Source organism: Allocatelliglobosispora scoriae (assembly GCF_014204945.1).
GTDB lineage: Bacteria > Actinomycetota > Actinomycetes > Mycobacteriales > Micromonosporaceae > Allocatelliglobosispora > Allocatelliglobosispora scoriae.
This window is the reverse complement of record NZ_JACHMN010000002.1, coordinates 3,042,450-3,056,876: the sequence shown is the minus strand read 5'-3', so window position 1 is coordinate 3,056,876 and position 14,427 is coordinate 3,042,450. Positions and strand designations below refer to the sequence as shown.

Annotated in this window: 11 protein-coding genes and 1 tRNA gene; 11 read left to right on the top strand and 1 reads right to left on the bottom strand. The window is 65.8% G+C overall.

Translation table 11 applies throughout. The features are described from left to right. Positions 1-62 precede the first annotated feature (62 nt). The 9 genes from F4553_RS19445 to rplL all read left to right on the top strand — a co-directional run bounded on the left by F4553_RS19445 (position 63) and on the right by rplL (position 5,056). Entirely contained in the window at positions 63-527 is a 465-nt protein-coding gene (locus tag F4553_RS19445) for an FAS1-like dehydratase domain-containing protein (RefSeq protein WP_184838027.1), read from the top strand. Then, entirely contained in the window at positions 527-925 is a 399-nt protein-coding gene (locus tag F4553_RS19440) for a MaoC/PaaZ C-terminal domain-containing protein (RefSeq protein WP_184838025.1), read from the top strand. Before F4553_RS19445 ends, F4553_RS19440 begins: the two co-directional genes overlap by 1 nt. A gap of 111 nt (positions 926-1,036) precedes the next feature. Next, positions 1,037-1,109: transfer RNA gene (locus tag F4553_RS19435), tRNA-Trp, on the top strand. A gap of 143 nt (positions 1,110-1,252) precedes the next feature. After that, positions 1,253-1,669 carry a preprotein translocase subunit SecE gene (secE, locus tag F4553_RS19430; protein WP_184838023.1) on the top strand — a complete coding sequence of 139 codons (417 nt, stop codon included), beginning with the start codon at positions 1,253-1,255 and terminating at the stop codon, positions 1,667-1,669. A gap of 24 nt (positions 1,670-1,693) precedes the next feature. Further along, on the top strand, positions 1,694-2,383 hold the full coding sequence (gene nusG, locus F4553_RS19425) for a transcription termination/antitermination protein NusG (protein ID WP_376776227.1): 690 nt from the start codon (positions 1,694-1,696) through the stop codon (positions 2,381-2,383). 152 nt (positions 2,384-2,535) lie between these two features. Next, positions 2,536-2,970, top strand: a complete 435-nt coding sequence (rplK, locus tag F4553_RS19420) for a 50S ribosomal protein L11 (RefSeq protein WP_184838021.1) — start codon at positions 2,536-2,538, stop codon at positions 2,968-2,970. Between the two features lie 88 nt (positions 2,971-3,058). Beyond that, positions 3,059-3,775 carry a 50S ribosomal protein L1 gene (gene rplA, locus F4553_RS19415; RefSeq protein WP_184838019.1) on the top strand — a complete coding sequence of 239 codons (717 nt, stop codon included), beginning with the start codon at positions 3,059-3,061 and terminating at the stop codon, positions 3,773-3,775. Between the two features lie 302 nt (positions 3,776-4,077). After that, positions 4,078-4,617 carry a 50S ribosomal protein L10 gene (rplJ, locus tag F4553_RS19410; protein WP_184838017.1) on the top strand — a complete coding sequence of 180 codons (540 nt, stop codon included), beginning with the start codon at positions 4,078-4,080 and terminating at the stop codon, positions 4,615-4,617. 49 nt (positions 4,618-4,666) lie between these two features. Beyond that, the gene (gene rplL, locus F4553_RS19405) at positions 4,667-5,056 is read left to right on the top strand and encodes a 50S ribosomal protein L7/L12 (RefSeq protein ID WP_184838015.1); all 390 of its coding nucleotides are present in this window, start codon (positions 4,667-4,669) and stop codon (positions 5,054-5,056) included. Between the two features lie 260 nt (positions 5,057-5,316). Here rplL and F4553_RS19400 read toward each other — a convergent pair whose 3' ends face one another. Then, positions 5,317-6,333, bottom strand: a complete 1,017-nt coding sequence (locus tag F4553_RS19400) for a mannosyltransferase family protein (RefSeq protein WP_184838013.1) — start codon at positions 6,331-6,333, stop codon at positions 5,317-5,319. Between the two features lie 603 nt (positions 6,334-6,936). Here F4553_RS19400 and rpoB point away from each other — a divergent pair. Continuing rightward, positions 6,937-10,377 carry a DNA-directed RNA polymerase subunit beta gene (rpoB, locus tag F4553_RS19395; protein ID WP_184838010.1) on the top strand — a complete coding sequence of 1,147 codons (3,441 nt, stop codon included), beginning with the start codon at positions 6,937-6,939 and terminating at the stop codon, positions 10,375-10,377. A gap of 94 nt (positions 10,378-10,471) precedes the next feature. Next, positions 10,472-14,365 (top strand): DNA-directed RNA polymerase subunit beta', encoded by a 3,894-nt coding sequence (locus F4553_RS19390; protein ID WP_184838008.1) that lies wholly within the window; start codon positions 10,472-10,474, stop codon positions 14,363-14,365. Positions 14,366-14,427: the final 62 nt, after the last annotated feature.

Genomic DNA, 14,427 nt, shown 5'->3' with positions numbered 1-14,427 from the left:
AAAAGCGGTCACCCACCAGGGTGACCGCTTTTTGGCGTTCCCGCACCAGGTAAGTTCTCGCCATGCCGTTGGACCAGTCGTTTGTCGGCCGGGTTTACCCGCCGCACCCCGCTTATCAGGTCGGCCGCGAGAAGATCCGGGAGTTCGCGGACGCGATCGGCGCCTCCGATCCGATCCATCACGACGTCGAGGCAGCCAAGGCCCTGGGATATCCGGACGTCGTGGCGCCGGCCACGTTCCTGACGATCATCGCGACGGCGGCGAACCGCCAGATCGTGGTCGACCCGGGCCTGGGCGTCGACTACAGCCGGGTGGTTCACGGGGACCAGCGCTTCACCTATGTGCGCCCGGTGGTCGCGGGGGACGAACTGGTCGTGCACGCCTCGATCGAGGACATCCTGTCCCGTGGCGGCCATGACTTCCTGACCAGCCGGTTCGACATCGTGACCACGGCCGGAGAGCCGGTGGGCAGCGTCTGGACCAAGCTCGTCATCCGCGGTGAGTCGCACGAGGAAGGGGCGGTCTGATGTTCGAGGTGGGCCAGAAGCTACCGGTTCAGGTCTTCCAGGTGACCCGGGCGGATCTCATTCGCTACGCGGGTGCCTCCGGGGACTTCAACCCCATTCACTGGAGCCAGCGGACCGCTGAGGGCGTCGGGCTGCCCGGTGTCATCGCGCACGGGATGCTGACGATGGCGCTCGCCGGGCGGGCTGTGGCGGCTTGGGCGGGCAGGTCGGATTCGCTGGTCGATTTCGGCGTCCGATTCACCCGTCCGGTGCCGGTTCCGGACACCGAGGAGGGCACCGCGGTCGAGTTCACCGCCGTCGTCAAGCAGGTTGCCGACGGGGTGGCGAAGCTTGATCTGACCGCCACGTGCCAGGGTGAAAAGATCTTGGCTCAGGCGAAGGCGGCCGTCCGGATATAGAAAGCGGCTACCGGGTTGGACGCGGCGGCTAGCTACCCGTACACTGGTCCGCCGTGGGGTGAGTGACCCGTTCGAGCTGCTGAAGCGGCTTGAATGGTGACCTTCCCGCACAGGGGTGTGGCGCAATTGGTAGCGCAGCGGTCTCCAAAACCGCAGGTTGCAGGTTCGAGTCCTGTCGCCCCTGCGGCTTCGGCCTTCCGACTCGGGTGGTTTCGGCTGTCCCTGTCGGACGGCCGGGCAGCGTGACAGAGTGGTAGCAGAAAGGTGCGCCTCACGGGCGCACCGAGAGCAACGCTCACACCCCCCGCGATATGGAAGTAGGGCGAAGTGGCCGAGAGCAATCGACGCGGTGAGGACGCCGCGGAGGAGCACGTTGACGACGTGTTCGACGACGCTATCGACGATGACGCCTCCGATGCCGAGGACGACGCGCCGGCAGGACGGTCCCGCAGCGCCGCAGCAACCAAGGCGCGGCCGAAGGCCGAGGAGAAGAAGAGCGCATCGCGCTCTGACGGCAACGTCATCACTCGCTTCTTCGCCTGGATCGGCGGCATCCCTGGCCGCATCTGGCGCTTCCTCCTCGAGGTCGTCAGCGAGCTGCGTAAGGTCATCTGGCCGACGCGCAAGGACCTGCTGACCTACACCGCGGTGGTGGTGGTGTTCGTGACGATCATGTTGACGGTCGTCGGCACCATCGACGTCGCATTTGCCAAGGTCGTGCTGTTCGTCTTCGGCAACAGCTGACATATTCGACGGAAGTGAGCGAGCGTGCCTGAGTACGACGAGACCGCCCAGATCGACGAGACCGGCGAGGCCACCACTGCCACGTCGTCCGTCGCAGTGGTGGACGACGAGGACGCTCCGTTTGACCCGGTCGCCGAGCTGCGGCAGAAGCTGCGCTTCGCGCCGGGCGACTGGTATGTCGTCCACTCTTACGCGGGCTACGAAAACAAGGTCAAGACCAACCTCGAGACCCGGATCACGAGCCTCGACATGGAGGAGTTCATCTTCCAGGTCGAGGTGCCGACCCGCGAAGAGGTCGAGATCAAGAACGGCAAGCGCCAGCAGGTCACGAACAAGGTCTTCCCGGGCTACATCCTGGTTCGGATGGACCTGACGCCGGAGTCCTACTCGTGTGTGCGCAACACCCCCGGTGTGACCGGGTTCGTGGGCGCCACCGATCGGGCCGACCGCCCCGCGCCGCTCAGCCTCGACGAGGTGCTCAAGTGGCTCGCCCCGGCGGTCTCCACCGACGCCGGCAAGAAGTCCAAGCCCGAGATCAAGGTGCTCGACTTCGAGGTCGGCGACTCGGTGACGGTGACCGACGGCGCCTTCGCGTCGCTACAGGCCACGATCAACGAGATCAACGCCGACCAGCAGAAGCTCAAGGTCCTGGTCTCGATCTTCGGTCGTGAGACGCCGGTCGAGCTCAACTTCAACCAGGTCTCCAAGATCTGAGTTACCCATCACGTACGGCCGGGCCTCCTCGATGAATGGGGAGGCTTTGCCGTGCGGTAGGGTGGAACGTCCGGCCTCTGCCGAGTGCTGACCGTGCATGCGGTTGTCTAGGCCGGTCATCGGTGCAAACACCAAGAGTCCCAGGAAGAGACATGCCTCCGAAGAAGAAGAAACTCGTCAAGACGTTCACGCTTCAGCTGAAGGCCGGCCAGGCCACCCCGGCTCCGCCCGTGGGTCCCGCGCTCGGTCAGCACGGCGTCAACATCATGGAGTTCTGCAAGGCGTACAACGCCCAGACCGAAGCCCAGCGTGGCGACATCGTCCCCGCGCAGATCAGCGTCTACGAGGACCGCACCTTCAGCTTCGTGCTGAAGACGCCGCCCGCGTCGCGTCTGCTGATCAAGGCGGCGGGTGTGCCCAAGGGCTCCGGCGTCCCGCAGAAGGACAAGGTCGGCAAGGTCACCCGCGCCCAGGTCCGTGACATCGCTGAGAAGAAGATGTCCGACCTGAACGCCAACGACCTGGACCAGGCCGAGAAGATCATCGCGGGCACCGCCCGCTCGATGGGCATCACCATCACCGACTGATCTCCTCGCCTGAGGAAATCGCCCGACCAGAGATACGTGGGAGAACCGCGGACCGCGGTTCGACACCGACCACAGGAGTTTGAGAAAGATGTCGCTAAGCAAGGCTTACAAGGCGAGTGCGGCCAAGATCGACCGCAACTCCCTCTACGTTCCCGCCGAGGCCATCAAGCTGGCCAAGGAGACCACCACCACCAAGTTCGACGCCACGGTCGAGGTCGCGATGCGCCTCGGTGTCGACCCGCGTAAGGCGGACCAGATGGTGCGTGGCGTGGTCAACCTGCCCCACGGTACGGGTAAGACCGCTCGGGTCATCGTCTTCGCAGCCGGCGAGAAGGCCGCGGAGGCGCAGGCCGCCGGCGCGGACGTCGTCGGCACCGACGAGCTCGTCGCCCGGATTCAGGAGGGCTGGCTGGAGTTCGACGCCGCCATCGCGACGCCGGACCAGATGGCCAAGATCGGCCGGATCGCGCGGATCCTGGGCCCGCGCGGTCTCATGCCGAACCCCAAGACCGGCACCGTCACCATGGACGTGACGAAGGCCGTGACCGAGATCAAGGGCGGCAAGATCACCTTCCGGGTGGACAAGCACTCCAACCTGCACCTGATCATCGGCAAGGCGTCGTTCAGCACCGAGCAGCTCATCGACAACTACGCCGCCGTCCTCGACGAGGTCCTGCGCTCCAAGCCGTCCGCGGCCAAGGGCAAGTACCTCAAGAAGGTCACCGTCGCCACGACGATGGGCCCGGGCATCCCGGTCGACCCCAACGTGACGCGCAACTTCCACGAGGTTCCCGCGGAGGCGTAAGCCATACGCAAGCTGTGCAGGGGTTGCCCACGTGATGTGGGCAACCCCTTCCTCGTTTCCGGCCCGCCCGATTTGGTGTTTCCGGTCGGGCCTGCGTATCGTTTGCTGAAGTTTCACCCATAGACCGCTGGTCACCGCGCTCCGGCGCGGTCGAAGGCCCCGCCAACGAGCGGGCGGCCCGCGCAGGATGAACGGTCAGCCACCGGCGCTTCAGTGCGCCGAAGCCCCGTGCGCCCTGCGCCGGGGCGTTTCTCGTTTGCGGGTCCGGGACGATCAGCTCGGAGCATCGAGAGAGGAGGGACATGGCGGACAAGCCGATTCGGTCGGACAAGGCCACTGCCGTTGCGGAGCTCACCGAGAATTTCCGTAACGCGCCGGCCACCCTGCTGACCGAATACCGTGGCCTCACCGTGAAGCAGCTCACCGAGCTGCGGCGCACCCTGGGCAAGACGACCTACACGGTCGCGAAGAACACCCTTGCCAAGCGTGCAGCCACCGACGCGGGCATCGAGGGCCTGGACAAGCTGTTCACCGGTCCTACCGCGCTCGCCTTTGTTTCCGGCGACCCGGTCGAGGCGGCGAAGAGCCTGCGCGAGTTCGCGAAGGCCAACCCGCTCCTCGTCATCAAGGGCGGCGTTTTCGAGGGCAAGGCGATCACCGCGGCGGAAGTTGCGAAGATCGCTGATCTTGAGTCCCGTGATGTGCTGCTGGCCAAGCTGGCCGGCGCGATGAAGGCCAACCTGAGCAAGGCTGCCGCCCTGTTCCAGGCGCCGCTGTCGCAGGCCGTTCGTACGGTCGCCGCACTGCAGGACAAGCGCGAGAAGGAGGACGCCGCAGCCTGACGCTGCGTCGTTCACGATCATTTTTCAGTAGCTGGAAAGGACGCCTAACATGGCGAAGCTGAGCAACGAGGCCCTCCTCGACGCTTTCAAGGAAATGACCCTCATCGAGCTCTCTGAGTTCGTCAAGGAGTTCGAGACCACCTTCGACGTCAAGGCCGCCGCGCCGGTCGCCGTCGCCGCCTCCGGTGGTGGCGGTGGCGCTGCCGCCGCCGACCAGCCCGAGGAGCAGGACGAGTTCGACGTCGTCCTCGAGTCGGACGGTGGCAAGAAGATCCAGGTCATCAAGGTCGTGCGTGAGCTCACCGGCCTGGGCCTGAAGGAGGCCAAGGACGTGGTCGAGGCCGCGCCGAAGGCGATCCTGGAGAAGGTCAACAAGGAGACGGCTGACAAGGCCAAGGCCAAGCTCGAGGCCGAGGGCGCTTCCGTCAAGCTCAAGTAATTCTGCTCGTCTGAGCGGCCGATCGTCCTTGCGGATGGTCGGCCGCTTTGCTGTGTGCGCGTGTGCGTGGGCTCTTGGGGCGGGGATCGACCCGCTCTGGGCGGTCAGGCTTGATCCCGGCGCGGGTCGATCCCCGCCCCAAGAGCCGGGTGGGTCACCGGGTCGGGTTTGTTTCGCCCGACGGTGGCCCGTTTTCGTTGAGTCGACCTGATGGGGGTTATCGGGTGCCGGCGCATGCGGCGGCGCCAGGGCTGCCGGTCCTAGGCGACGAAGCCTTTCTTGGTGAGGAAGGCCAGTAAGTAGGTGGATTGGAGGGCTATGGCGGTGAGGAGGTAGAGACGGTCGATGGCGATGTTCCTACCCATGCGGGCCAGGACCAGGAAGGCGGGGGTCAGTTCCAGGAAGAGGCGGGGGGTGGACATCAGGGGGCGGCCGAAACCGACGGAGGTGGAGAGGATGAGGAGGAGGGGGAGGGCTGCCCAGAGGGTGAGGGCCAGTTGGTCTCTGCGGAAGCGCCAGGGGCCGACGGCGGTGAAGGTGATGAGCAGGGCTGCCAGCAGGACCGCTGCTATGTCGAGGATGGTGCCGACACCGTTCCTGGAGAGGGCGGGGTAGTGCTGGAGTTTGTCGAGGGCCTGGAGGATCGGCTGGCCGGGCCAGGCATAGGTGCGGTCCCAGTAGCGCTGCGCGTGGGAGAAGGCGAGCGGGTCGCCGAAGGAGCGCCAGCAGAAGGCTGCGTAGGCCGCCAGGCCTGTCGGGACCAGCGCCAGGGCCAGTACATCAGGTTTGAGGCTGTTGGGGCCTTTCAGTTGCCAGTGGTGCTGCCTGAGATATTCGAGGGTGAGCGGAAGCAGGAGCAGGATGCCGAACATGCGGGTGGCGCTCGCGGCGGCTCCGGCGAGACCCGCCACCCACCAGGCGCCGCGACGGGCGGCGTAGACGGCGGCGATGCTCAACATCAGGAAGAGCGCCTCGTTGTAGCCCGTGATCAGGAAGAACGCCATCGGGAAGGCCATCAGGTAGAAGACCGCCCGCTGGGCGACATCCCGGCCGAACTCGGCCTCCGCGAGCCGGTGCAGCAGGATCAGCGCACCGAGGCAGGACGCGCTGGAGATCGCCATCGCGGCCACCAGCGCGCCTCCCGGCAGCACCGGGTCGATCACCCGGATCATCAGGGGGTACGCCGGGAAGAAGGCCGGCGAATAGTCGGCCCGGTAACCGTGCTCGGCGATGGCGATGTAGTGGACGACATCCCACCGCAGCCACGGGGAGAGCATCCCCGATACCGGAGGAACGTCACTCTCCGTAATTCTCCATACCTGTGTGGTGATGGCGGCGTACGCCAATTGGGCCCCGAACCACACCAGAGCGCCGTTCACGACGGCCTGTCCCCAGGGGGTATTCCGGGCCAAAAGGTGCAAGTGACGTAAACGAGGCACGCTTCACATTGTTCTCGCAGAATGCGAGTCAATCTTCTCTTCCGGGGAAATGTCGAGCCCCGGCGCTTGCGGAACCAATCTGGGACCTCGACCCACTCGGGAAGGTCTTGACGGGGGACCCGTCGACAGGCACGCTGATTGGAGCACAGTTTCACCACCGGTGACGGGCCGTAACGCTGGTGGACACTGTCGCACCGGTGGCTCCCAGCCGCGCCGGACCTTCAGGGGTCCGGTGGATTGGTTCTAGGACGTGTCGCTTGACACGTTCTGGCGGAGCCTGCCGTGGCGACTTTACAGCGGTCGCCTTCGTGGCTACACTGCTAGTTTGCGCTGCCCTTTATCCTCCCCCTGCCTGGAATGTCCATGTGGCCATCCGGACCAGGGGTTCTTGGAGTGCACGCATTACGGCCGTTGCACTACCGGTCCTCGGAAGGACGTATCTTGGCAACTTCCCGCCCTGCGAAGACCAGTCGTACGTCGAGCGCTTTCGCTCCCCGCCGGATCTCCTTCGGCAGGATCACCGAACACCTCGAGGTTCCAAACCTGCTGGCCATCCAGACCGAGTCGTTTGACTGGCTGGTTGGCAACGAGGGATTCCAGATCCGCTCGGCATCTGACCAGCATGCCCGCTCGGGCCTCGCAGAGATTCTCGATGAGATCAGTCCGATCGAGGACTTCTCCGGAACCATGTCTCTATCCTTCTCCAACCCGCGCTTCGAAGAGGTCAAGGCCTCCATCGAGGAGTGCAAGGAGAAGGACCTCACCTACTGTGCGCCGCTCTTCGTGACGGCGGAGTTCACCAACAACAACACCGGCGAGATCAAGAGCCAGACGGTGTTCATGGGTGACTTCCCGATGATGACGCCGAAGGGCACCTTCATCATCAACGGCACGGAGCGCATCGTCGTCTCCCAGCTGGTCCGGTCCCCGGGTGTCTATTTCGACAAGACCCCCGACAAGACCTCGGACCGCGACCTCTCCAGCGTGAAGGTCATCCCGAGCCGGGGTGCCTGGCTCGAGTTCGACATCGACAAGCGGGACACCGTCGGCGTCCGGATCGACCGCAAGCGCCGGCAGGCCGTCACCGTCCTGCTCAAGGCGATCGGTTGGACCAACGACCAGATCCGCGAGCGGTTCGGCTGGTCCGAGCTGCTGATGACGACCCTCGAGAAGGACCACATCGCGGGTCAGGACGAGGCGCTGCTAGACATCTACCGCAAGCTCCGCCCTGGCGAGCCGCCGACGCGTGAGAATGCCCAGACGCTGCTCGACAACCTCTTCTTCAACCCGAAGAGGTACGACGTGGCGAAGGTCGGCCGGTACAAGTTCAACAAGAAGTTGGAAGTACAGGTCCCGATCACCACGGGCACGCTCACCGAGGACGACATCCTCGCCACCGTGGAGTACCTCTGCCGCCTTCACCTCGGTGAAGAGGGCTACGAGGCGGACGACATCGACCACTTCGGCAATCGGCGACTGCGCACCGTCGGCGAGCTCATCCAGAACCAGGTTCGGGTGGGTCTCTCCCGCATGGAGCGCGTCGTTCGTGAGCGGATGACGACCCAGGACGTCGAGGCGATCACGCCGCAGACCCTGATCAACATCCGCCCGGTCGTCGCGGCGATCAAGGAGTTCTTCGGTACCTCCCAGCTGTCGCAGTTCATGGACCAGACCAACCCGCTCGCGGGTCTGACCCACCGTCGCCGTCTGTCGGCGCTCGGCCCGGGTGGTCTGTCTCGTGAGCGCGCCGGCTTCGAGGTCCGCGACGTGCACCCGTCCCACTACGGCCGGATGTGCCCGATCGAGACTCCTGAAGGCCCGAACATCGGTCTGATCGGTGCTCTCTCGACGTTCGCTCGGGTCAACCCGTTCGGTTTCATCGAGACCCCCTACCGCAAGGTCGTCGACGGTCGGGTCACCGACCAGGCCGACTACCTGACCGCGGACGAGGAGGACCGGCACATCATCGCTCAGGCGAATGAGCCGCTCATGACCGACGGCAAGTTCGCCAACGAGCGCGTGCTCGTGCGCCGCAAGGGCGGTGAGGTCGACTACGTGACTCCGTCCGCCGTCGACTACATGGATGTCTCGCCGCGCCAGATGGTGTCGGTCGCGACCGCCATGATCCCCTTCCTTGAGCACGACGACGCCAACCGGGCACTGATGGGCGCTAACATGCAGCGCCAGGCGGTGCCGCTGGTCAAGGCCGAGTCGCCGCTCGTCGGCACGGGCATGGAGTACCGTGCCGCGGTCGACGCCGGTGACGTGGTCGTCGCCGAGGTCGGCGGTGTCGTCGAGGATCTCTGCGCGGACTACATCACCGTGCACCAGGACGACGGCCACCGGCGGACCTATCTTCTCCACAAATTCCGGCGTTCAAACTCGGGCTCCTGCGTCAACCAGAAGCCCATCGTCTTCGAGAACGACCGCGTCGAGGCCGGCCAGGTCATCGCCGATGGTCCGTGCACCGACGAGGGCGAGATGGCGCTGGGACGCAACCTGCTGGTCGCGTTCATGACGTGGGAAGGCCACAACTACGAGGACGCGATCATCCTGTCGCAGCGCCTCGTGCAGGAGGACGTCCTCACCTCGATTCACATCGAGGAGCACGAGGTCGACGCCCGTGACACCAAGCTCGGCCCGGAAGAGATCACTCGCGACATCCCGAACGTCAGCGAGGAGATGCTCGCCGACCTCGACGAGCGCGGGATCATCCGGATCGGTGCCGAGGTCGTCCCGGGCGACATCCTGGTCGGCAAGGTCACGCCCAAGGGCGAGACCGAGCTGACCCCGGAGGAGCGGCTGCTCCGCGCGATCTTCGGTGAGAAGGCGCGCGAGGTTCGTGACACCTCGCTGAAGGTGCCGCACGGCGAGACCGGCACGGTCATCGGCGTTCGCACCTTCTCCCGCGAGGACGGCGACGAGCTGCCTCCGGGCGTCAACGAGCTGGTCCGCGTCTACGTGGCGCAGAAGCGCAAGATCCAGGACGGTGACAAGCTCGCCGGTCGTCACGGCAACAAGGGCGTCATCTCCAAGATCCTGCCGGTCGAGGACATGCCGTTCCTGGAGGACGGGACCCCGGTCGACATCGTGCTGAACCCGCTCGGTGTGCCGTCGCGAATGAACATCGGCCAGGTCCTGGAGACCCACCTCGGGTGGGTCGCCAAGCGTGGCTGGAAGGTCGACGGCGGCCAGGAGGAGTGGAAGAAGGCGCTGCGCGCCATCGACGCTCACGAGCAGCCGGCCGACAGCAACGTGGCGACGCCCGTCTTCGACGGCGCCAGGGAAGAGGAGATCACCGGTCTTCTCGCCTCCACGCTGCCCAACCGCGACGGTCAGCAGCTCGTCGACGGCACCGGCAAGGCACGGCTCTTCGACGGCCGCAGCGGCGAGCCGCTGCCGGACCCGATCGCCGTCGGCTACATCTACATCCTGAAGCTGAACCACCTGGTCGACGACAAGATCCACGCTCGGTCGACCGGTCCGTACTCGATGATCACGCAGCAGCCGCTGGGTGGTAAGGCGCAGTTCGGTGGTCAGCGCTTCGGTGAGATGGAGTGCTGGGCGATGCAGGCCTACGGTGCGGCTTACGCACTGCAGGAGCTGCTCACCATCAAGTCCGATGACGTGCTCGGCCGCGTGAAGGTCTACGAGGCGATCGTCAAGGGCGAGAACATCCCGGAGCCGGGTATCCCGGAGTCCTTCAAGGTTCTGCTCAAGGAGCTCCAGTCGCTCTGCCTGAACGTGGAGGTTCTCTCCTCGGACGGCGTGGCGCTGGAGATGCGCGAGACGGACGACGAGGTGTTCCGGGCTGCGGAAGAGCTGGGGATCGACCTGTCCCGGCGGCCTAACGAGGGCGTTATCAGCGTCGATGAGGTCTAGGTAGTGGGTTCGGGGGGCAGGTCTCATCGACCCGCTCCCCGGACCCTGCCAACTCAGCCAGTCGCGATGTAAGACCTAGGGCGAGGGAAATAAAGTGCTCGACGTTAATTACTTTGACGAGCTTCGGATTGGGCTGGCGGCTGCTGAGGACATTCGGCGGTGGTCGCACGGTGAGGTCAAGAAGCCTGAGACTATTAACTACCGGACGCTCAAGCCTGAAAAGGATGGGCTGTTCTGCGAGAAGATCTTCGGTCCGCAGCGGGACTGGGAGTGCTACTGCGGCAAGTACAAGCGCGTCCGATTCAAAGGCATCGTCTGTGAGCGCTGTGGCGTAGAGGTCACGCGCTCCAAGGTGCGCCGCGAGCGGATGGGCCACATCGAGCTGGCGGCCGCCGTCACGCACATCTGGTACTTCAAGGGTGTGCCGAGCCGGTTGGGCTACCTGCTGGACCTGGCACCCAAGGATCTCGAAAAGATCATCTACTTCGCGTCCTACGTGGTGACGAGCGTCGACGTCGAGGCGCGGCACCGCGACATCTCGACGATCGAGAACGAGATCTTCGCCGAGAAGCGCCAGGCGGAGAACGCGCGTGACGCCGAGATCGAGAAGCGGGCCGCCAAGCTCGAGTCCGACCTCGCGGAGCTGGAGACCGAGGGCGCCAAGGCCGATGTCCGCCGCAAGGTCAAGGAGTCTGGCGAGCGCGAGATGCGCCAGATCCGCGACAAGGCGCAGCGTGAGATCGACCGCCTCGACGAGGTGCTCGACACCTTCCGCAAGCTGGAGCCCAAGCAGCTCGTCACCGATGAGCTGCTCTACCGCGAGCTGCGCGACCGCTTCGGCGAGTACTTCACCGGCGGCATGGGTGCCGAGGCGATCAAGGCCCTGATCGAGAACATGGACCTGACCGCCGAGGCCGAGGATCTTCGCGAGACGATCCGCTCCGGAAAGGGTCAGCGCAAGATCCGTGCCCTCAAGCGTCTCAAGGTCGTCGCCGCGTTCCTCAACACCAGCAACTCGCCGCTCGGCATGGTGCTGGACTGCGTACCGGTGATCCCGCCGGACCTGCGGCCGATGGTGCAGCTCGACGGTGGCCGGTTCGCCACCTCCGACCTGAACGACCTCTACCGCCGGGTCATCAACCGCAACAACCGCCTCAAGCGTCTGATCGACCTCGGTGCCCCCGAGATCATCGTCAACAACGAGAAGCGGATGCTGCAGGAGGCCGTCGACGCCCTCTTCGACAACGGTCGTCGTGGTCGTCCGGTCACCGGTCCGGGCAACCGGCCGCTGAAGTCGCTGTCGGACATGCTCAAGGGCAAGCAGGGCCGGTTCCGCCAGAACCTGCTCGGCAAGCGCGTCGACTACTCCGGCCGTTCGGTCATCGTCGTCGGTCCGCGGCTCAAGCTGCACCAGTGCGGCCTGCCGAAGCAGATGGCGCTCGAGCTCTTCAAGCCCTTCGTGATGAAGCGCCTGGTCGACCTCAACCACGCACAGAACATCAAGTCCGCCAAGCGGATGGTCGAGCGCCAGCGCCCGGTCGTGTGGGACGTGCTGGAAGAGGTCATCACCGAGCACCCCGTGCTGCTCAACCGCGCGCCCACCCTGCACCGCCTCGGCATCCAGGCCTTCGAGCCCCAGCTGGTCGAGGGCAAGGCGATCCAGATCCACCCGCTCGTCTGCACCGCGTTCAACGCGGACTTCGACGGCGACCAGATGGCGGTGCACGTGCCGCTGTCGGCCGAGGCTCAGGCCGAGGCCCGGATCCTCATGCTCTCCAGCAACAACATCCTCAAGCCCGCTGACGGCAAGCCCGTCACCATGCCCACCCAGGACATGGTGATCGGCCTCTACTTCATGACCCACCGTCGCCCCGGCAAGCCGGGCGAGGGTCGGATCTTCAGCAGCGACGCCGAGGCTCAGATGGCGCTCGACAACGGCGAGCTGCACCTGCAGTCGCCGGTGCGCATCCGGATGCCCGGACTGATCGGTGTCGACAACGGCGCCGGCCAGCCGGCGTGGGAGGCGCCCGAGGGCTGGGAGCCCGGTCAGCCGCTGATCGTGGACACCACCCTGGGCCGGGTCCTCTTCAACGAGACCCTCCCGCCGGGTTACCGCTTCGTCAACTACGAGATCCGCAAGGGTCAGCTCTCGGCGATCGTCAACGACCTCGCGGAGCGCTTCTCGAAGGTCGCCCTCGCGGCGACGCTCGACGCGCTCAAGGAGGCCGGTTTCCACTGGGCCACCTGGTCCGGTGTGACGATCGGTATCGAGGACGTCGTCCAGCCGCCGAGCAAGAAGATGATTCTTGAGCGGTACGAGAAGGACGCCGAGCGGATCGACAAGCAGTACCAGCGTGGTCTGATGACCGCCGAGGAGCGTCGCGGCGAGCTCATCGAGATCTGGACCAAGGCGACCAACGAGGTCGCCAAGGAGATGGAGACGGCGCTGCCGCAGGAGAACCCGCTGTGGGTCATGATCCACTCCGGCGCCCGAGGCAACCTGCTCCAGCTCCGCCAGATCTCCGCCATCCGCGGTCTGGTGGCCAACCCCAAGGGCGAGATCATCCCGCGTCCGATCAAGGCCTCGTTCCGCGAGGGCCTGTCGGTGCTGGAGTACTTCATCTCGACCCACGGTGCCCGTAAGGGTCTGGCCGACACCGCTCTGCGTACCGCCGACTCGGGTTACCTGACCCGTCGTCTGGTCGACGTCTCGCAGGACGTCATCATCCGCGAGGAGGACTGCGGCACCGACCGCGCGATCCCGACCCGGATCGGTGACCCCGCCGAGGGCGGCGGCTTCACGGTGCACGAGTTCGCGGAGTCGGGTGCGCACGCGCGTACCCTCGCCGACGACCACTCGGACCCCTCCGGCAAGCTCGTCGCGGCCCGGGGCACCGACCTCAACTCGATCATCGTCGACGCGCTGGTCAAGGCCGGCGTCGAGACGGTTCGGGTGCGGTCGGTCCTCACCTGCGAGTCGAAGCTGGGCGTCTGCGCGGCGTGCTACGGCCGCTCGCTGCCGACCGGCAAGACGGTGGACGTCGGCGAGGCGGTCGGCATCATCGCCGCCCAGTCGATCGGTGAGCCCGGTACGCAGCTGACGATGCGGACGTTCCACACCGGCGGTGTCGCCGGTGAGGACATCACGCAGGGTCTGCCTCGTGTCCAGGAGATCTTCGAGGCGCGCGTGCCCAAGGGCAAGGCGCCGATCGCGGAGACCCCGGGACGCATCCGGATCGAGGACGCGGAGCGTTCGCGGAAGATCATCATCGTGCCGGACGACGGCAGCGAAGAGATCGTCCACGACAAGATCTCCAAGCGCGTCCGCCTCCGGGCGCACGACGGTGCCCACGTCGAGGTCGGCGAGAAGCTGACCGAGGGCACCATCGACCCGCACGAGCTGCTGCGCGTGCTCGGCCCGCGTGCCGTCCAGGTCCACCTCACGCAGGAGGTCCAGGACGTCTACCGGTCGCAGGGTGTAATGATCCACGACAAGCACATCGAGATCATCATTCGCCAGATGCTCAAGCGCGTGACGATCATCGACTCGGGCGCCACGGAGTTCCTGCCGGGCCTCCTGGTCGACCGGGCGCAGTTCGAGTCGGAGAACCGCCGCATCGTCGCCGAGGGCGGCGAGCCCGCGGCCGGTCGTCCGGTGCTGATGGGCATCACGAAGGCGTCGCTCGCCACCGAGTCGTGGCTCTCGGCCGCCTCCTTCCAGGAGACGACCCGAGTCCTCACGGATGCGGCGATCAACGCCCGGAGCGACAGCCTCATCGGTCTCAAGGAGAACGTCATCATCGGCAAGCTCATCCCGGCGGGTACCGGCATCAGCAAGTACCGCAACATCCGGGTGGAGCCGACCGAGGAGGCGAAGGCGAAGGTCTACTCGATGACCGCCGCCTACGGCGAGACGGACTACGGATTCGGTCCGGCCAGCGGGCTCGCGGTGCCGCTGGACGACTTCGACTTCGGCGCCTACCGGTAGGCGTACCAGTCGAAAGAGCGTGACCTGAGCGACCCCCGGGACAACCCGGGGGTCGCTCGCGC

What these genes read in the sequence shown, in the direction of transcription:
- F4553_RS19440 (WP_184838025.1), top strand. Translation starts at nt 527, where the DNA reads ATGTTCGAGGTGGGCCAGAAGCTACCGGTTCAGGTCTTCCAGGTGACC.
- rplA (WP_184838019.1), top strand. Translation starts at nt 3,059, where the DNA reads ATGTCGCTAAGCAAGGCTTACAAGGCGAGTGCGGCCAAGATCGACCGC.
- F4553_RS19400 (WP_184838013.1), bottom strand. Translation starts at nt 6,333, where the DNA reads ATGCTCTCCCCGTGGCTGCGGTGGGATGTCGTCCACTACATCGCCATC.
- rplJ (WP_184838017.1), top strand. Translation starts at nt 4,078, where the DNA reads ATGGCGGACAAGCCGATTCGGTCGGACAAGGCCACTGCCGTTGCGGAG.
- F4553_RS19445 (WP_184838027.1), top strand. Translation starts at nt 63, where the DNA reads ATGCCGTTGGACCAGTCGTTTGTCGGCCGGGTTTACCCGCCGCACCCC.
- rplL (WP_184838015.1), top strand. Translation starts at nt 4,667, where the DNA reads ATGGCGAAGCTGAGCAACGAGGCCCTCCTCGACGCTTTCAAGGAAATG.
- rplK (WP_184838021.1), top strand. Translation starts at nt 2,536, where the DNA reads ATGCCTCCGAAGAAGAAGAAACTCGTCAAGACGTTCACGCTTCAGCTG.